The organism is Candidatus Thiopontia autotrophica, from assembly GCA_014384675.1.
In the GTDB taxonomy this organism is placed as follows: domain Bacteria; phylum Pseudomonadota; class Gammaproteobacteria.
On record JACNFK010000026.1, the window covers coordinates 16,156 to 35,162 of the forward strand.

At 48.1% G+C, this 19,007-nt stretch carries 17 protein-coding genes and 1 tRNA gene; 13 read left to right on the forward strand and 5 right to left on the reverse strand.

The window, feature by feature from the left end:
- Positions 1-18 precede the first annotated feature (18 nt).
- The 4 genes from H8D24_04765 (at position 19) to H8D24_04780 (ending at position 4,826) form a co-directional block, all read left to right on the forward strand.
- Entirely contained in the window at positions 19-2,778 is a 2,760-nt protein-coding gene (locus H8D24_04765; protein MBC8519704.1) for a response regulator, read from the forward strand.
- A complete protein-coding gene (locus H8D24_04770) occupies positions 2,775-3,425 on the forward strand; it encodes a response regulator transcription factor (protein ID MBC8519705.1) in 651 nt (216 codons plus the stop codon). Before H8D24_04765 ends, H8D24_04770 begins: the two co-directional genes overlap by 4 nt.
- A 259-nt stretch (positions 3,426-3,684) precedes the next feature.
- The gene (locus H8D24_04775) at positions 3,685-4,233 is read left to right on the forward strand and encodes a hypothetical protein (protein MBC8519706.1); all 549 of its coding nucleotides are present in this window, start codon (positions 3,685-3,687) and stop codon (positions 4,231-4,233) included.
- 110 nt (positions 4,234-4,343) lie between these two features.
- The gene (locus tag H8D24_04780; GenBank protein MBC8519707.1) at positions 4,344-4,826 is read left to right on the forward strand and encodes a DUF302 domain-containing protein; all 483 of its coding nucleotides are present in this window, start codon (positions 4,344-4,346) and stop codon (positions 4,824-4,826) included.
- Positions 4,827-4,902: 76 nt separating this feature from the next.
- Here the strand turns inward: H8D24_04780 and H8D24_04785 are convergent, their stop codons facing one another.
- A complete protein-coding gene (locus H8D24_04785) occupies positions 4,903-5,856 on the reverse strand; it encodes a cache domain-containing protein (protein MBC8519708.1) in 954 nt (317 codons plus the stop codon).
- Positions 5,857-5,919: 63 nt separating this feature from the next.
- Here H8D24_04785 and H8D24_04790 point away from each other — a divergent pair, with 63 nt between their 5' ends.
- Positions 5,920-6,309: an RNA-binding protein gene (locus H8D24_04790; protein MBC8519709.1), complete on the forward strand. Its 390-nt coding sequence runs from the start codon at positions 5,920-5,922 to the stop codon at positions 6,307-6,309.
- Between the two features lie 7 nt (positions 6,310-6,316).
- On the opposite strand, the gene typA is transcribed toward H8D24_04790, so the two are convergent.
- Complete coding sequence (gene typA, locus H8D24_04795; protein ID MBC8519710.1) at positions 6,317-8,188, reverse strand: translational GTPase TypA; 1,872 nt, start codon at positions 8,186-8,188, stop codon at positions 6,317-6,319.
- 102 nt (positions 8,189-8,290) lie between these two features.
- Here typA and H8D24_04800 point away from each other — a divergent pair, with 102 nt between their 5' ends.
- Complete coding sequence (locus tag H8D24_04800) at positions 8,291-8,971, forward strand: hypothetical protein (protein ID MBC8519711.1); 681 nt, start codon at positions 8,291-8,293, stop codon at positions 8,969-8,971.
- Here the strand turns inward: H8D24_04800 and H8D24_04805 are convergent.
- The gene (locus tag H8D24_04805) at positions 8,955-10,244 is read right to left on the reverse strand and encodes an SPOR domain-containing protein (protein ID MBC8519712.1); all 1,290 of its coding nucleotides are present in this window, start codon (positions 10,242-10,244) and stop codon (positions 8,955-8,957) included. The two genes, H8D24_04800 and H8D24_04805, sit on opposite strands and share 17 nt — an antisense overlap.
- Before the next feature lie 490 nt (positions 10,245-10,734).
- On the opposite strand from H8D24_04805, the gene H8D24_04810 reads away from it, so the two are divergent.
- Both H8D24_04810 and H8D24_04815 read left to right on the forward strand, forming a co-directional pair.
- On the forward strand, positions 10,735-11,259 hold the full coding sequence (locus H8D24_04810) for a c-type cytochrome (protein ID MBC8519713.1): 525 nt from the start codon (positions 10,735-10,737) through the stop codon (positions 11,257-11,259).
- Between the two features lie 15 nt (positions 11,260-11,274).
- On the forward strand, positions 11,275-12,588 hold the full coding sequence (locus H8D24_04815) for an FAD-dependent oxidoreductase (GenBank protein MBC8519714.1): 1,314 nt from the start codon (positions 11,275-11,277) through the stop codon (positions 12,586-12,588).
- A gap of 559 nt (positions 12,589-13,147) precedes the next feature.
- Here H8D24_04815 and H8D24_04820 read toward each other — a convergent pair.
- Complete coding sequence (locus H8D24_04820; protein ID MBC8519715.1) at positions 13,148-13,456, reverse strand: hypothetical protein; 309 nt, start codon at positions 13,454-13,456, stop codon at positions 13,148-13,150.
- 294 nt (positions 13,457-13,750) lie between these two features.
- On the opposite strand from H8D24_04820, the gene rpsU reads away from it, so the two are divergent.
- From rpsU to H8D24_04845, 5 genes are all read left to right on the forward strand, one after another.
- Positions 13,751-13,981: a 30S ribosomal protein S21 gene (rpsU, locus tag H8D24_04825; protein MBC8519716.1), complete on the forward strand. Its 231-nt coding sequence runs from the start codon at positions 13,751-13,753 to the stop codon at positions 13,979-13,981.
- A gap of 30 nt (positions 13,982-14,011) precedes the next feature.
- Entirely contained in the window at positions 14,012-14,455 is a 444-nt protein-coding gene (locus H8D24_04830) for a GatB/YqeY domain-containing protein (protein ID MBC8519717.1), read from the forward strand.
- A 46-nt stretch (positions 14,456-14,501) separates the two neighbouring features.
- Positions 14,502-16,256 carry a DNA primase gene (locus tag H8D24_04835; protein MBC8519718.1) on the forward strand — a complete coding sequence of 585 codons (1,755 nt, stop codon included), beginning with the start codon at positions 14,502-14,504 and terminating at the stop codon, positions 16,254-16,256.
- A 154-nt stretch (positions 16,257-16,410) separates the two neighbouring features.
- Positions 16,411-18,237, forward strand: a complete 1,827-nt coding sequence (gene rpoD, locus H8D24_04840; protein ID MBC8519719.1) for an RNA polymerase sigma factor RpoD — start codon at positions 16,411-16,413, stop codon at positions 18,235-18,237.
- 15 nt (positions 18,238-18,252) lie between these two features.
- Positions 18,253-18,329 (forward strand) — tRNA-Ile (locus tag H8D24_04845).
- 121 nt (positions 18,330-18,450) lie between these two features.
- Here the strand turns inward: H8D24_04845 and purE are convergent.
- Positions 18,451-18,954 (reverse strand): 5-(carboxyamino)imidazole ribonucleotide mutase, encoded by a 504-nt coding sequence (gene purE, locus H8D24_04850; protein ID MBC8519720.1) that lies wholly within the window; start codon positions 18,952-18,954, stop codon positions 18,451-18,453.
- Positions 18,955-19,007 lie beyond the last annotated feature (53 nt).

Consider the following 19,007-nt stretch of genomic DNA (forward strand, 5'->3'; position numbering starts at 1 on the left):
GCAAAAATGTCACATCCCATGAGAGCCAATCGCCTAAATAACCTGACCACCCAACAGATTGGATGGTTCTTGATCGTCTCCCTCACCCCCCTTTTTATTATGGGAGGAATCGCACTTTATCTTGCAAAACAGTCCATTGTAGATGAAATAATGCGTGACCTTACCTTTGTAGGCAGCATTCGTGAACATCAGGTACGTGACTTCTTCAGTGAACGAAAACAACACCTTCTAAACATCTCTCAGTCAGAACGGCTTGCCACACAACTTCTACGCTACGACAGAACCCACAAACTTTATAGAGATGATGCGAGAAAACAGTTCATACCACTGCCCTCTCCTGACATGCTTTCATCAAACCCGACAAATCTGAGCGCTAAAAACAGCACTTTTCTCTCTCTGATCCAGCAGTGGGGGCTAAAGAACATGGTTATGATATCCACTGATGGAGAGATCCTGCTGGATCTGCAACACCATGAGTCACATGACATCACCCTGCTGGATGAGTTCTACATGAACTCGGTTCTGACAAAAAGCTTCCAGGAGGTCATCTCTACACAATCTATCTCAAAACCTTACCACGCATACTATGAGCCATACGAACGGTTCACCACCTTTATAGCCACCCCTGTCAACATTCAGGGAGAGATGGTTGGGGTTATTGCGGCAGAGATAGATATGGATCGTCTTATAAACATTCTCACCATAAAAGGTGGCACAGAAAAACATAACGATAGCGAACTGCTACTTGCCACAAAAAATGAGCATGGTGTATCCATCCTCAATCTTGGCTGGGAGACTCCACAGCCAACTGATGACTGCATCTCGTTTCGCAGCAACAACCTGGATAGTCTACCAATGATTCAGGCGCTGCAAGGAAAACGTGGGGCAGGCTGGAACATTGATACTGCATGTAAGCCAATTCTGGTTAGCTGGCAACCACTGGATGAGCTGAATCTTGGAATGACCATTTTTAAGACGGAGGATGCAGCTCTTGCCACCATTGAACAACTTAGAAATATTCTGTTCCAGACAGGCCTTGTGGCTGCCATGTTCGCTCTGCTACTCGCTATCATCATCTCTCTTACCCTGACCCGTCCAATTCTCAGACTGACACGTATCACCCACAATGTCGCAGAGGGTGAGAGGGTACGCTATGCACTGGAACAGTTCCCAAAAACTGTGAGGATAAATGAGATAAGAGAACTTGCGGAATCCATCCGCAAGATGCTCGCCACAATTGACAACACTACCCAGGACCTCCAGGAGCACAAGGACAATCTTGAGCACCACGTTTACTATAGAACAGCAGCCCTGAAAAAAAGTCAGGAAAAGGCCGAGGATGCCAGCCGCAGCAAGAGTGAATTCCTGGCCAAGATGAGCCATGAGATTCGCACTCCAATGAACGGAATTGTAGGTATCTCTGAACTTCTTCTGGAGACCCCTCTGAACACCCAACAGCAACGGTATGTAGACTCTCTGAATATATCCAGCCATCACCTCTCCGAGCTTCTTAGCAACATACTGGACTTCTCGAAAATTGAGGCAAAAAAATTCACCCTGCACATGGTCCCATTTTCTCTCACCAATATAGCCGAACAGATTAATGCCATTGTAAAAATTGACGCTGACAACAAGGCACTTACCTATCTCCACTATATTGACCCGGAGATCCCTGACCACCTGACTGGAGACCCCAAGGTTTTACGTCAGATCCTGCTGAATCTGCTGAGTAACGCCATCAAATATACCAATGAAGGTGAGGTCTCACTTACAATTTTGCTGGAGATCAGTGGAGAAAACGAGATCACACTGAGAATTCAGGTCAGTGACTCAGGAATAGGGGTGCCTGAGGATAAACTGCCTGGCATATTCAGTGCGTTCGACAGGTTACATGAGACCAGCACCGATAGCCCATCTGGTACCGGGCTTGGTCTTGCTATAACAAAATCTCTGGTTGAGCAGGCTGGTGGGGAGATATGGGTACAGAGCACTGAAGATCATGGCAGCGACTTCTTTGTTCTGCTACCACTAAAGATTGCTACTGAAGATATTGAGTCTGACACCGCTGCCGCCGCAACCTACACGACCAACAAAGAGTACTCTATACTTATTGCAGATGATTCAGAGATTAATCGTCTTGTGATTGAGAACTACCTCGCCAGCCCAAACTATAAAACCATATCCACTCGTGATGGCAGGGAAGCTGTTGATGCCTATAAAAAAGGTGGCATAGATCTTGTTCTGATGGACCTTAGAATGCCTGCACTTAATGGATTTGAGGCAACCAGGGAAATTCGCGCTTTTGAACACTCCAGCAATCTTGTCCCGGTTCCGATTGTGGCAATGACAGCAGATGTGCTGGATAAAACCAGAGAGCGCGCGTTTAAGAGTGGCTGTAGCCACTGGTTGCCAAAACCTGCGTCCAAGGATCAACTGCTACTGATGGTTCGTCACGCACTCAGCCCATCAAGAGAGAGGGATGAGGACAAAACCACTAATGTTGAGCCATCAACAGACAAGAGAGAGCTGATATCACTATTCCTTGATGATAGTGACAATAAATTACAGGCACTACATGAACAACTACGGCAGAGAGAGTGGAAAGATCTGACCGAAACTGCCCATGCAATCAAGGGTAATGCCCTTATTCTTGGTTTTGGCAGCATAGCCGACATTGCTGCAGAGATAGAGAAACAGGCGGAACAGCAAGAGCCTGATACAATAGCAGTCCTACTGAATCAGATCATGGAACAGATCATGGATATGCGGCAATCGTGAAAAAGATACGGGTTATTCTTGTAGATGATCAGCCCCTGATACGTGAGGCACTGCGTAGCTTTTTATCATCTTCTGAAGAGATTGAGATTGCAGGAACGGCTGAAAGCGGGGCTGAGGTCCTGGAGATGATTCAGACCATTACCCCAGACGTGATTATTATGGATGTGCGCATGCCAGACATGGATGGAATTGAGACAACCATCAAGATCCATAAACAATTTCCTGATCTACTGATAATAGGGCTAAGCAGTATCTCTGATAAATACAGGGCTACAGAGATGCTGCAGATGGGTGCAAGCGGATATCTGACAAAAGATACGCCCCCTGCAGAGATGGTAAAGGCCATCCGTACAGTTATAGATGGATCTCCATACATAAGCAGATCAATCTTCTCGGATGAGCTGGAGCAAGGTGAGTCAGTAGAGCAGGCAATAGAGGATATCTCAGCAAAACTGCTCACCTCACGAGAAAAGGATGTACTGCGCGCATTGGCAGGGGGGTTGACCAACCACAAGATTGCAGAAAAACTTTTCGTTAGCTCCCGCACTATAGAAAAGCATCGCCAGAACATAATGAAAAAACTCGATCTCCAGAATGGGGTGGAAATGGTTGCTTACGCGTATCGGGCTGGAATTGTCAGTGAATAACGACCATATTAAACAAAATACGTAGAACTACGTATTTACTGCAACAACAGATATAACTTAACCTCTTTCAATATGGAAAGAGGAGAAAAAACAACAAGATCTAATATCTCATTCGAGATAATACTCTCAACAACAACCGGTATTCTCTATGGTTTTGGAATAGCCATCATCATTCTATTTGTGGTTTTAATGTCAACAGACCAGGAGACAATATCCTCGGTCAGCAATATCCTGTTTGGAATATAGGCAACCAAGCCCCATGCAACTGGCACATACTCAAATCAAGGGTGATCCGTCAATCAGACAACAGCTTTTTATGCAGACCAGAACCGTCAGCAGCATGGAGCAGCAAATTGATCCGTTAAACCGTCTGATTGAAAAACTTTTTCTTGAAAAAGGGGCATTTCATATACAACTGAAGTACTCCAGTTCGGCCACAACACTCTGGTTCAACGATCAGCCGTATCATGACCGGCTGACAACCATCGAGCAGATAATGTCACCAAGCTTTATGGGCTCCATCAGAAGCCAACCATTCTCTCCAATCTCAACAACCCCAAAAGAACAGATCATGCCTGTGCTGGAGCTCTTTAAATCTCTTCGTCTGGCAGACGAGAATGCCTATCTGCGGTGTGGATCACTAAATATTGTGACCGGTATGGTAGAGCTCAACTTCTCCTGTGATAGCACACACTACCTTACCGTTCCGGAGTTTCTGAGAAGAAACATCTCATTCTGGGTTAACGGCAGTGACGATTATTACACTCCTGATCACCAAACGACACCCATAACCTCAGCTGTAGCCTGAAAAAGCCCCTGAACACCTCATAGACAAGATTTTTTTGTCCCGCACAAAAAAATGGATTACTATGGGCGGCCAACACTAAATAAAAACAACTGAGAGGAGTCAGTGTAATCATGAAAAAACTTGTTCAATTACTGCTTGTGGCCACATTCACCATGACTGCAGGTCAGGCTTCTGCATTTGAGTTCAAAGACATGTACGTTGCTACCGACATTGAGGAGGGGATCACTGCAGAGGAGGTTGATGAGTCAATCAAACAGCTTTCAATCAGTGAAGGTATTCTTCATGTTGCTATGTTCCCGCTATCCAAGCAGGTTACAAAAGTAACCGGCAAACCTTATCGTCACCTAAGCATTCACAATATCTGTGACGCCAAAACAGCTGCTGTCTTGGCCGACGTCTCTGATGCCTTTGTAATTGTGATGCCGTGTCGAATTGCTGTGGTTGAGGGGAAAGATGGCAAGATCAGAATGTGGAGCATGAACCCTGCCATGATCACAGCCATGGAGATGCCCCCTGAGGCAAAAGCGATGGCTCAGGAGGTTGCTGACAAAATTAACAACATTATCGAGGGTGCAGCAGAGGGGGCTTTCTAGCAGAGAGCACTTCGATTCTTAAACAAAAAAAACCGCTCAGCTCGAGCGGTTTTTTTGTTTTGAAGGAGTAACCAAATCAGGCTGAGCCAAACCAGAAACTTTCATCCATCTCCATAAACTCCTCATATGGGAGATAGTGAGAGCCGTCACAAGAGAAATTGAGGGCAACAATACCATTGATAATATTGAGTGAGCCAGCACGCAGATAGATGGTCTCATCCACCTCTCGCAACCATTTGAAACGCTCAAGAATCTCCCGCACCATATTCTGTGGAACCAGTGCATCCTCTGGATATGACCTCAATGGATAGGCCAGGCATACGGAAGGGTTAAGGATCTCATCCAGCACATGGACACGATACCTATATGGATCATCATAGATCCAGAGTGTTGCCCGTGAACTGGAGAAGTGCAGTTTTGCATGAAAAATCCCACGCTCAACTATCAACTCATCAATCGTTGCCAATACATCATCTATTCGCTCATCCATCGGGCTGGTTGCCCTGCTCTGCATAAAGAGGGTGTCACGAATTGATGGATCCCCCTTTACCTGCATCCAGATTCTGCGATCCTCCGAGGGTTGATCAATCTCCGGAAGCATGCTTAGCTCAAAGTCGGCACAAACAAACCCCTTAGCCTCACTACCATCCCTAACCAGCTGTACAGCGGTAATCAGGCTACGGCGGTTGGTCTGACTAATATAGACATCCGAGAGAAAGAATCCACTACTGGGAACCACTTTGGAGATATATGGGCGCTCCGAAAGATCCTGCCCAACCCGGCCCTCATCAAATTTGCCATCGGCAAAAACATTGGAGCTCAGCTGCACTCCATCCACATCCACAATATAGAGCAGACGACATGCGGGGGCATCATCACAATTATCGTAGGCATCATGCAACACTTGATCAAGCTCTCTGCGATCACCCCAACCCTTGGCGCAGCGTTTGGCAAGACGTCCCATGAAGTCACCCAGGTGATTTTCAAGCAGGCGCTTTCTTGATTGAATTGTCTCTGTAAATGTATTCATCCGCTCCCTATCCTCAACCGCTATACTATATCGCAATAGTCAGGAATAAATTACAAAATATAGATGAATAGTGAAGATACCCTGAGACTGGACAAATGGTTATGGGCGGCCCGTTTCTTCAAGACCAGGCGTCTGGCAACTGATGCAATATCTGGCGGAAAAGTTCACCTAAACGGTAACCGCATCAAACCATCACGTATGGTAAAGCCTGGGGACCAGCTGCAGATTTTACGTGGCGAGACCCGTTTTGAGGTAGAGGTTATCAAGATAACCCGCCATCGTCGCCCTGCCAGTGAGGCCCAGCAACTCTACCAGGAGAGCGCAGGAAGCCTGAAAGCAAGGTTGGAAATTGTGGAACAGAAGAGGCTGGAGGCCCACTCCAGAGCCAATCGCGTGCGTCGACCAGACAAACGTCAGCGTCGCAAGTTAATGGAGATCAAGAATCGAATGTAACTTACCCTTATGATGATGGGCGAGCAGCACGCTTGCGCTCATTCTCGGTAAGCATCTTCTTGCGCAGACGAATCGACGCGGGGGTAACCTCCACCAACTCATCATCATTAATAAATTCCAGTGCCTGCTCCAGTGTCATCTTGATGGGTGGAGAGAGGATCAGATTTTCATCTGTACCTGCTGCACGGACATTGGTTAACTGTTTGGCCTTGAGTGGGTTAACTACAAGATCATTATCGCGAGAGTGAATACCAATCAACATTCCCTCATACACATCCTCTGCATGACCAATAAACAGCCTTCCCCGCTCCTGCAGGTTGAATAGTGCGTATGCAAGAGCCTTGCCCTTGTCCTTGGATATAAGTACACCGTTATGGCGTTCACCAATCTTTCCCTCAACTCTTGGGCCATAATGGTCGAAGGTATGGTAAATAAGTCCAGTACCAGATGTAGCAGTAAGAAACTCTGTACGGAACCCAATCAATCCCCTTGATGGGATCGTATAGTCCATCCTGATACGCCCTTTGCCATCAGGCACCATATCTGTCAGCTCACCCTTGCGCTCACCCAGCTTCTCCATAACAGAGCCCTGGTGATCCTCCTCTACATCTACAGTAAGGCTCTCGTACGGCTCACTTACCACCCCATCTATCTCCCGAATAATAACCTCGGGACGAGATATGCCAAGCTCATACCCCTCACGTCGCATATTTTCAATCAGAATGGAGAGGTGCAACTCTCCTCTGCCTGAGACTCTAAATTTGTCAGGGTCATCACCCTCATCAACCCGCAGGGCTACATTGTGAATCAACTCCTGCTGCAGACGTTCGCGAATATTTCTACTGGTGACAAACTTACCTTCCAGCCCCGCAAACGGAGAATTGTTGACCTGAAAGGTCATGCTCAATGTTGGTTCATCAACGGTTAATGGAGGCAGCGCCTCAACCATATTTGGGTCACAGATGGTATCTGATATCTGCAGACCATCAATACCGGTAAAGGCTATGATATCCCCCGCAGTTGCCTTCTCCACCTCAACCCTCTCAAGCCCATGAAAACCAAGGATCTGTAACATCCGTCCACTCCTCTTGGTACCATCAACAGAGAGAATGGTGACTGCGGAGTTGGTTGTGACACTGCCACGCTCTATCCTGCCCACTCCGATCACCCCAACATAGCTGGAGTAGTCCAGCGCACTGATCTGCATGCGGAAGGGTCCGTCCATATCCACCTCTGGCACGGGGACATTTTCTATTATCGACTCAAATAGTGGCGTCATATCTCCATCTCGCGCCTCCACATCGAGACTGGCAAACCCCTGTAGTGCCGAGGCATAAACCACAGGGAAATCAAGCTGTTCATCGGTTGCCCCCAACCTGTCAAACAGATCAAAAGTTTGGTCTACGGCCCAATCTGGACGGGATCCTGGACGGTCGACCTTGTTCACCACAACCACAGGGCAGAGCCCTTGTGCCAATGCTTTCTGGGTTACAAAACGAGTTTGGGGCATAGGCCCCTCCACCGCATCAACCAACAACAACACAGAGTCAACCATTGAGAGAACCCGCTCCACCTCTCCACCAAAATCGGCATGCCCCGGAGTGTCAACGATATTGATCCGGTACGTCCCTGTACCGTCCCCCTTCGCGGTCGCCTTGTGCTCCCGACGGTCATTCCACCGAATAGCTGTATTCTTGGAGAGGATAGTTATACCGCGCTCTTTCTCCAGATCATTGGAATCCATAACGCGTTCTTCAGCCTCTCCACGCACCTCCAGTGTTCCAGACTGTTGAAGCAGTTGATCAACCAGGGTGGTTTTCCCGTGGTCGACGTGAGCTATGATTGCGACATTGCGCAGATTTTCAATGGAGTTTGACATCAAACGGCACCAGATATGTGTGGAATAAGAAGCAGCTGGCGCCTATAAAAAATGACTTTTTAGAAGTGCCGTCAGGATAAACGATCAATTATACTATGAATCATGAACCTGCCACCAAATTTCAGCAAAGCCCCTGGCGCATGGGAACAGCAGTTACAGCGCAGATGGAACAATCCGCTATTCTCCAAAGAGTCTCAACAGGTAGTACAACATCAGGTTGTGGGGGCGCGTGAACTCGACAAAAGCGAACAAAAACAGTTTCTGCATCAATTTAAAAAGGTGGTGGAGAAGGTTTCGAAACTTCCTGAACGTGCAGACACCGAGCTACTGCTTGAACTTCTTCCAGAACTGGATAAGTGCTACACAGACTGTATGGTGCTGGGTGCTCCCCTCCCAAAAGAGAGACAGGCCCTCTCCCGCCTTATCACTCTATTTGAACAGACACTGATGAGGCATGCCGGAACAGACAATACATTTCTTGAGCAGTTAAAACAGGAACAGTCCGCCAGAAAAATTCACCATCATGCCCTGCAGAACCCGATCATCGCAGCCATGATGAGAGACGAGAGCCCTATATCAAATCACGAATTACCGGCAACCATACTCTCCGCGGAACCATCAATGGTTGAGGATGTGCTTGCATTCCTGGATCAGAAACAGATTCGGTCACTCCTGGAACATGCTACAGAGATAATATTGTCCGCAGAAAAAGATGGGGCAACACTTCCTGCCAGCGCCCTGGAGGTGCAAGAGCTTCTAAACAGAGCTACTTCTTCTGCATGATGACTCGGCTCGCTACCCCCTTGTCAGCCATTTTTCCATTTATCTTTTCTTGCAACTCAACAGCCTCCTCTTTATTCCCATAGGCTCCTAAACGAATTCGATAAAGCACTCTACCAGCCAGCTCCTGTCTCTTGAGGAAAACACTCTTAAATCCCGATTTTTTTACTGTACTCAACATGCTGTAGGCATCTCTCTTCTTTGACTCAGGGTATGTTGCCACCTGCACAACCCACCCCTCTGCACTTTTGCCAAGCAGAGAGCTTTTGCCACGTGACTTTTTCTTTTTGCTTTTTACTGCATTGGAGGATGTCCCCTGTTTCATGTACTGCTCTGCAACCTTGACCTGCTCCAGATCATCCAGAACCTGCTTCATGGACACAACTTTCTGCTTTAGTTTGCTATATCTCTTAACCTTATCTGCTGATTTACCCTTTTTCTCTCTGTACTCCTTCAAGCTCTTCTCGACAGCAGAAACATCCCCCTTCTCCAAATCTTTTTCTGCCCGATCAAGAATTGCAGCCTCAGCCTTTTTTCTCTTCTCAAGCTTCTTTCTCTTCTCTTCCCTGGCTTGCAGCTCTGCCTGCTGTTTCGCCTTTAGTTCAGCTGCTCTCTCGGCTTCCTCTCTGGCTGCTTTCTCTGTAGCAAGACGTGCCTTCTCAGCCTCTTCGGCAGCCAATCTCTCAGCCTCCTCCCTGGCATCTTTTTCAGCCTGCAGACGTTTCTCCTCAAGTTCTGCTGCCGCTATCTGTCTGGCTCTCTCCTCCTCTTCTCTCTTTTGAGCCTCTTTGATCTCCCGCTCCTCCGCAAGCTGCTGTTGGTGTGTCAGCTGCACAGCCCCTCTCTCTACAATCTCAACATCCTGGAGGCTACCTTTCTCAACTCTTATCCTGTAAAGGAAACGGCCCCCACCCTTGGGCAGCTTGTCCCTGTAAGTCTCTACTCCTGATGCCACTCTGGAGCGCAGTTGCCACGACCTTCCGCCATCACTGGAACGGTCGATACGGTAGATACTCCCCGGAATTCCTCCATCCCTCCAGGTTACGATCATCTCTGTCGATGAGCTGCCCTGTGTTATCTCCAGATTTGTAGGCACAGCACCCACTCGCTGCTTGTTACCAGCAACCTCCTGGGCTACTGATGAGGTTCGTTTGGTAATCTCATTCAGGGTTGCATTCTGACATCCCACCAATAGCAGTGAGGTCGCCCCGATGGTTATGATTAGTTTTACTGTCAACACAACTTGCTTCACAATTCCCGCTCCCTTCCAGACCACAAGGAAATTCCCTGTTTTTAAGACCACAAGACTACAATAAGATTGGGGATATTACAAAACACCCATCCCTTCTCCTAACCCCCCCTTCCATTGAGTGTTTGCAGAAACCCATTAACAAATCAAGAACTCAAAAATTACCCTGTAACCAGCTGAATATTAATGTCTATTAATACTCTTATTGTTGAAATCAATTGTTGCATCAACATCTTTTATTATGGAGAATAGCGATTCGTTCGAATTTGTTTTGCGAACAGTTTATGGCTAACTGATCACCACATGGTAAGAAGTTAGTGAGATTGAATTACAACAAAATGATCATCAAATGAGGGAGGATCAATCAATGCAACTAAAAACGTTTGCAATCTCGGCTCTTGCTGCTGCTCTTGTAGCTGGCTGTGCCACACAACCACCCGCAGAGGAGAAAGCTGCTGCCGCACCGGCTAAAGCTGCCGCTAAAGCACCAGCCAAACCAAAGCCTAAACCAAAGGTAATATCTGGTGCCTCCGGTACCATGCTTGCCAGCACCTGTGAAGGCTGCCACGGTACAGACGGCAACAGTAACGGTCCTGCTACACCAACAATTGCCGGAATGTCTGAGGATTACCTGATAGAGGCAATGGAGGAGTTCCGTGATGGTGACACCAAGTCAACCATTATGGGGCGTGTAGCCAAGGGCTATACTGACGGAGAAATCGAGGCGATGTCTGCCTACTTCGCAGAGATCGGATATGTGGGTGCTTCCCAGAGTGCCGATGCAGCTACTGTTGCCATGGGTGAAAAGCTACATAGCAAGTACTGTGAGAAGTGTCACCATGACGGTGGATCTGATGCATCTGACGACTCTGGAATTCTTGCTGGACAGTGGACTCCATACCTTCACTACACGCTTCAGGACTTTGCCAGCGGTGATCGTGCAATTAGTCGCAAGATGAAGAAGAAGATGGATCAACTTGTCGCGGCAGAGGGGCAGGCCGGTCTGGATGCAATCATCACCTACTACGGCAGCCAGAATTAAGGAGGAGAACATACAATGAGTAACAAAAAACAATTCAACCGCAGAGACTTTCTAAAGGTTTCCGGTGGTACCGTCGGAGCTGCTGCCGCAGGCTTCACTTTCTACACTCCATCAGCATCTGCTGCCAAGGGACGTGTTGTTGTAGTCGGTGGCGGTATGGGTGGTGCAACTGCAGCCCGCTACATCAAGAAGGCAGACCCTGCTATTGATGTGACTCTGGTTGAAGCCAATGCAACCTACCACACCTGTTTTATGAGTAACTTCGTAGTAACCGGACACCGTGAGCTGGACTATCTTGCACACGGTTATGCTGGACTGGCTGCCGAGGGAATCAACATTGTTATCGACACCGTAATCGGCATTGATGATAACGCAGTCAAGACCCGTGGTGGAAAAACACTTCCGTTTGACCGCTGTGTAGTCTCCCCAGGAGTAAGCTTCAAGTTTGCCGAAGGGCATAGTGAAGAAGTTGCCAACACCTCAATCACTCATGCATGGAAGGCTGGCAAGCAGACTCAACTGCTACGCAACCAGCTTGAGGCGATGAAAGATGGCGGTACTGTCGTCATCGGTGCTCCACGCAACCCTTTCCGTTGCCCTCCTGGACCTTATGAGCGCACCAGCCTGATTGCTGGCTACCTCAAGAAGCACAAGCCAAAATCAAAGATTATTGTTCTTGATCCAAAGGACAAGTTCTCCAAGTTTGGCCTCTTTATGGAGGGGTGGAAAACCCACTACGGATACGGAACTGATGATTCACTGATCACCTGGGTCAAGAATGCGGAGGGTGGCGCCATTGAAGAGGTTGATGCTGCAGGAATGACTGTCTCTGCAGAGATCGAGGATTTCAAGGGTGACGTAATCAACATCATTCCTGACCAGAAGGCGGGTGCTCTTGCATTCACTGCCGGTCTGGTTGATGACTCTGGCTGGGCTCCAGTTGATTTGAAAAGCTTCGAATCAACTCTCCGTCCAAATATCCATGTTATTGGTGATGCAAGTCAGGCCAAGGGTATGCCGAAGTCAGGCTATGCTGCCTCGTCCGAGGCTAAGGTCTGTGCTGACGCAGTTGTCTCTGCCATTAATGGCCATGCACAAGGTGTGCCTGCATACGTTAACACCTGTTACAGCGTTATCTCCTTTGAACCAAAGGATGGAATCTCTGTGGCAGCGATCTACAAGCTGCGCGAGGATGGCTCCAAAATCCAGAAGATGTCTGGTGGCCTAACTCCAAGCGGTGACAAGCGTAACGCTGCCAACCGTGCTCGTGAGGTCGACTATGCATTGAGCTGGTATGAGAATATCACCTCAAATACATTTGCTGACTAAGGCAAATTAGAGCCAATAAAAACCCCGGGAGCTTGCAGCTTTCGGGGTTTTTTTATCTCTTCGATTTACTGGCTCCACCCTCTTCGACGAAACTGCAAAACCATCTCATCCGTTATATCGGTCCCGTAACAGAGTGGCCCTGCAGTGCCTTGTGGTGTCCAGCTCCACACACTTCGTCCCCCACAGCGCCTGGTTTTACATTTATTGCCACAAAATGAGCGCCTCTTTTTTATCTCTACACTGTATGGACATGGGCAACTCCCTGGAAATCCAGTGAGATATTCTGTTATCAACAAGTGACGGATCTCCTCATCACTCAACACAGAAGTGACCCCAAAACTTCCTGGGTGATATAACAACAGCATAGCCACTATTAGATAGAGTCTCTTCATACTTGTTAAATGGTATCAGATTAGGAAATCTCTGGTTAAGTCACTTCCCCCACACCCCCATCCCGTTAAGCTTTTTCAGAGACTCCTTAGGCTATATGGCCAGACATTAAAAAGCCGACCAGGAAAACCTGGTCGGCCTTTACAAACAACCTATTGTCGTACTGTACTTACTGTGCAGTAGGTGCAGCTGGAGCTGGAGCACGTGGTGCAACAGCAGGAGCTGGATAGTAAGGACTAGGAGCATATCCGCGAGGGGCATAACCATAACCACCATAACGGTAGTAATCATCATCATCGTCGTTATCCCACTCGTCCATCATCTCTTCCATCCAGTACATTGGAGTCCACTCTGGCCAATCATTGTCATCATAACCATTGTTCCAGCCATTGTTATTACTTCCAAACCAACCGGCACTTGCAACACTTGAAGCCATTATAGCGGCAGCAGTGATAACCGAAAATGCAATCTTTTTCATGATAAATCTCCTAAAATTCAACAAAAATTTTATAAACCGTAACCAACCTGTTATTGACTATACTATAATTTTATTGAATATTCAAGCTTTATTGGCAAAAACAGCAGAAAAACGCCTCTACCCAGGCTGTTACAGCGATAAATTGCCCCTCAAAACATTGCGATTTTGGTCCTACCTCCGTATAATGCGCGGCTCTTCTCTGAAAACAGTGCCTATTTTAAGCCCTGTAGAGACAAGTTTTTAACCCGACCCCAGAGACAAAATACAACCGGGGTCAACAAGGATATAGCCAGAATGCCAAGTATACGAGTAAGGGAAAACGAGAATTTTGATTACGCACTGCGCCGCTTCAAACGTGCTGTCGAGAAGGCAGGCACGGTTGCAGAAGCTCGTGAACGTGAGTTCTATGAGAAACCTACGCAAGTTCGTAAACGCAAATCTGCAGCTGCTGTAAAACGCACCCAGAAGCGTGTCTCTCGTGAGCGTAGCACCATGCGTCGCAATCGCGGCCTACTCTCGCGCTAACCTGCTGCTCACCCCACCCACAAAACTAACGTGCCTACTCTCGACAAGATCAATTCAAGTGTCAAGGATGCGATGCGCTCCAGGGATAAGGATCGACTCAAGACCCTGAGACTGATTACCTCAACTGTAAAACAGATTGAGGTAGATGAGAGAATTGAGGTAGATGAAGAGAGACTTCTTACTGTGCTCGACAAGATGGTCAAGCAGCGCAGAGATGCCCTCTCCCAGTTTGAATCTGCAGGTCGCCAGGATCTGGCAGATATCGAGACCGCAGAAATCACCATTATTCAGGAATTTATGCCTGAGCAGCTGAGTGATAGCGAAATTGACGAGATGATAAAACAGGCCATTGCTGAAACGGGCGCATCCTCCATGAAAGAGATGGGCAAGGTGATGGGTATTATTCGTCCAAAGGCGCAGGGGCGTGCCGATATGGGCCAACTCAGCGGCAAGATCAAGGCCCAACTAAGCTAGATTACCAGTTGGTTTTCAACTGGCTCCACTATGTTATTCTCCCCGCATGGCTGGCAGAATCCCCTCTACATTTATAGATGAACTACTATCACGTATCGATATTATCGATGTAATTGATACTCGCGTTCCATTGGTCAAAAAAGGGCGTGAATTCCAGGCCTGCTGCCCATTTCACCACGAAAAGACCCCCTCCTTTACCGTAAGCCCAACCAAGCAGTTCTACCACTGCTTTGGCTGTGGCGCTCACGGAACCGCCGTTGGATTCCTGATGGAGTACGAAAATATGCCATTCCCGGAGGCTATCGAAGACCTTGCCTCCCAGGCAGGACTTGAGGTGCCTCGTGAGGATGACGGAGAGAAGCCTAGAGAGAACCTAACGCCCCTCTTCAACCTTATGGAGAGGGCTGGCGAGTGGTACAGAAAACAGCTCAAGGATCACCCTCAGGCCGACAAAGCCATTCAATATCTAAAACAGCGTGGACTTAGTGGAGAGATTGCTGCCAGCTACGGCCTGGGTTTTGCCCCGGATGGATGGAGCAATATTCATGACGCGCTGACAGATGACCACGACAAGATAACAACCCAACAGATGACAAGAACCGGGCTGTTAATCGAGAAAGATAAGGGTGGCCATTACGATCGTTTCAGAAACCGCATCATCTTTCCAATCCATGACAGTCGCGGCAGAATTATTGGCTTTGGTGGCCGCGTTCTGGGAGACGAAAAACCAAAATATCTGAACTCTCCGGAGAGCCCACTATTCCACAAGGGACAGGAGCTCTACGGCCTGTATCAGGCACGCAAAAATGTCCGCAATCTCAAACATATCCTGGTTGTTGAAGGTTATATGGACGTGGTGGCACTAGCCCAATTCGGTATCCACTACAGCGTAGCAACCTTGGGAACCGCGACCACCACAGACCACCTTAACCAACTATTTCGTACAGTTACCCAGGTGCTCTTCTGCTTTGACGGTGATCGTGCTGGTCGCGATGCCGCCCGCAAGGCGATGAATACCGCCATACCTTTGATGCGTGACGGCAGAGAGATTCATTTTATGTTTCTTCCTGATGGCGAGGACCCTGACTCCCTGGTTCGTAAAGAGGGGACCAAACAATTTGAACAGCGCATCAGCCAGGCTGTTCCGCTATCTGAACTATTCTTCTCACAGCTTAAAGAGGAGGCCAATCCTGACACCATTGATGGGCGGGCACGGCTAGTCTCTCTTGCACGCCCAAAGCTCTCAAGGCTGCCGGCCGGAATGTTTCGTGAAATGATGTTCAAGAGACTTTCCAGTATGGTAGAGATGGATGAAGATGCAGTTGCCAGCCACCTGCTTGACTCCCATGCTGCAAAACCTGCATCACGAGAACCGACAACAGAGCCTGCCAGGGCTGGTCAGGCCCCATCTCCCGTCCGCATCGCACTATCCATCCTGTTGCACCAACCAGGACTGATTAAAATTGCTGCCGAAACCAGCCCTATAAAAGGTGTAGAGACCCCGGGAATAGGTCTGCTTACTCGGGTCATGGAAACATTACAAAAAAACCCGGATATATCATCAGCTGCGCTTCTGGAGAGGTGGAGAGACCGAGAGGACGAGGAGATCCTCCACAAGGTGGCTCAGTGGGACCCGGCAATTCCTGATGATGGTGTAGAGAGTGAACTAAAAGGTGCACTAAAGAATTTGCACGAACTGCGTCGAGGGCAGAGAACAGATAAACTGCTAAAAAAATCTGCTCAAGAGCCACTATCCCCCACAGAGAAACAGGAACTTCAAGAACTTCTCAGTGCCAACTAAGCCCCGATTATTAGTTGGTGACTAAACCCTTTAAGTTAGTGTAAAATGCGCGGTTCGTTTCGAGCTGAATAATAGATAAAATTACGCCACGAATGTCTCCGGACATTCCAGCTAATATCAGGATAACAACCTCACCAACGTGGTCGCGACAAGCATGGCTGAACCAAAGAAAAAAGAAACCGAAGAAAACGAAATCAAGAATCTGATTGCCAAAGGAAAGGAGCAAGGATACCTGACCTATGGCGAGATTAACGACCTTCTTCCGGACAAAATCACTGACAGTGAAGAGATTGAAAATGTAATCAGCGTAATCAACTCTATGGGTATCAAGGTGCTTGAAAAGGCCCCTGATGCAGAAAATATGCTGATTACCGGTAACGGCGGAAACTCGAATGATGATACTGATGAAGAGGCTGCCGCAGAGGCTGCCTCGGTACTGCTCTCTGCCGAGAATGAGGCAGGCCGCACCACTGACCCTGTACGGATGTACATGCGTGAGATGGGGTCTGTCGAACTACTGACTCGTGAGGGCGAAATTGTAATCGCCAAGCGTATTGAGGGTGGAATGCGCCAGATGATGAATGCTCTGGCTCTCTACCCAAATACCGTAGACGAACTTCTCAAAGAGCTCGATAGAATCAATAAGAGTGAAATTGAGCTTGGGGCTGTTATCACTGGGCTATGCGACTACTGCCCGGAACCACCTAAACCTGTAATTCCTGGCAGCAACACCTCAGGAGAGAAAAAAGAAGAAGAGGGATTTACTGGCCCACCACCAGAGATGATGTCTGGGCGCCTGCAAACTATTGCTGATCTCTCCAAAAAACTAAAACGCTCAGAGAAGCGTAATGGCATGGAGCATGAAAGAACCGACGCACTACGTAGCCAGATTGCTGACCAGTTCATGCAGTGCAAACTTGTTCCCAAACTGCTGGAGCGTATGGTTGTCGACATTCGTAGCTCCATGGAAAAAGTTCGTGGTAGCGAACGCATCGTCATGAATCTGGCGGTTGAGCGTGCCGGAATGCCTCGCAGGGATTTCATCACCTCTTTTCCAAAAAATGAGACTAATCTGGAGTGGCTTGACAAGCAGATTGCCGCCAAGAAGAAACATTCTGCTCCACTCAAACGGTTCTCTAGAGATATTCTCCGGGCCCAGAAAAAACTGCTTAAGGTTGAGGATGAGTGCGGTATCTCCATCACCCGCTTGAAAGAGATCAACCGAATGATGTCGATTGGTGAAGGCAAGGCACGTCGTGCCAAAAAAGAGATGATTGAGGCCAATCTGCGCCTGGTAATCTCAATTGCCAAAAAATATACCAACCGCGGACTACAGTTCCTTGACCTGATCCAGGAGGGCAATATCGGCCTGATGAAGGCCGTTGACAAGTTCGAGTATCGTCGAGGCTTCAAGTTCTCAACCTATGCAACCTGGTGGATTCGCCAGGCTATCACCCGCTCCATTGCAGATCAGGCACGTACCATTCGTATTCCGGTACACATGATTGAGACAATCAATAAACTCAATCGAATCCAGCGTCAGCTACTTCAAGAGATGGGACGTGAACCAACTCCTGAGGAGCTGTCAGAAAAGATGGAGATCCCGGAAGACAAGATCCGCAAGGTTCTCAAGATTGCCAAAGAGCCAATCTCTACAGAGACCCCAATCGGTGATGATGAAGACTCCAATCTAGGTGATTTTATTGAGGATACCAATGTGATCCAGCCTGACCAATCTGCTACATCGGAAGGGATGGAAGAGGATGTTCAGGACGTTCTGGCCGGGCTCACACCCCGCGAGGCAAAGGTACTGAGAATGCGTTTTGGAATAGACATGAATACTGACCACACTTTGGAAGAGGTTGGTAAACAGTTTGACGTAACCCGTGAACGTATCCGTCAGATCGAGGCCAAGGCACTACGTAAACTACGTCACCCATCTCGCTCGGACAAACTGGAAAGCTACCTGGACAAGGGATAGCTTTCAAACTATTACGGGCCTATAGCTCAGTTGGTTAGAGCAGGGGACTCATAATCCCTTGGTCCTTGGTTCAAGTCCAAGTAGGCCCACCAACTTCATACAGCACATCTAATAGATGTGCTCATATACTCAAAAAGGGGACCGATTTATTTATGCCCTTACAGGAAAATAAATCTATCCCCTTTTCAGTCTGACGCCAGGAAATCTGACGGACTACCCCTGAAGTTGCTCCTGCAATTTTGCATCTGCTGCCTGTACTGCCCGTGAGCCTGCCTCTCTCTCTTCACCCAGACGGGTCGCAAGCGAATCATCTGCTGTTGCCAGAATTTGCGCTGCAAGATAGGCTGAATTCTTTGCCCCATGCTTTCCAATAGCTACAGTTGCTACAGGTATTCCACCAGGCATCTGTACTGTTGATAACAGTGAATCCATCCCTTCCAGAGCCCCATTCATTGGTACCCCAATCACCGGCTTGGTGGTGGCTGCTGCAACCGCTCCTGCGAGATGTGCGGCTAGTCCGGCTGCCGCGATAAATACCCCGCACCCACGTTTGTCTGCATCTTTAACATAATCATGGGTGACTGCAGGTGTACGATGCGCAGATGTGATCTTTACCTCGTATGAAACATCCAGTTTTTTCAGGATCTCAAGACAAGCCTGCATGGTTGGCAGGTCCGAATCGGACCCCATCAAGACGGCTACAAATTTTTCAGACATTTTTTGCTCCTATACTTCTCTAAATTCCAGACTTGGCTGAGACCATTCTCTAC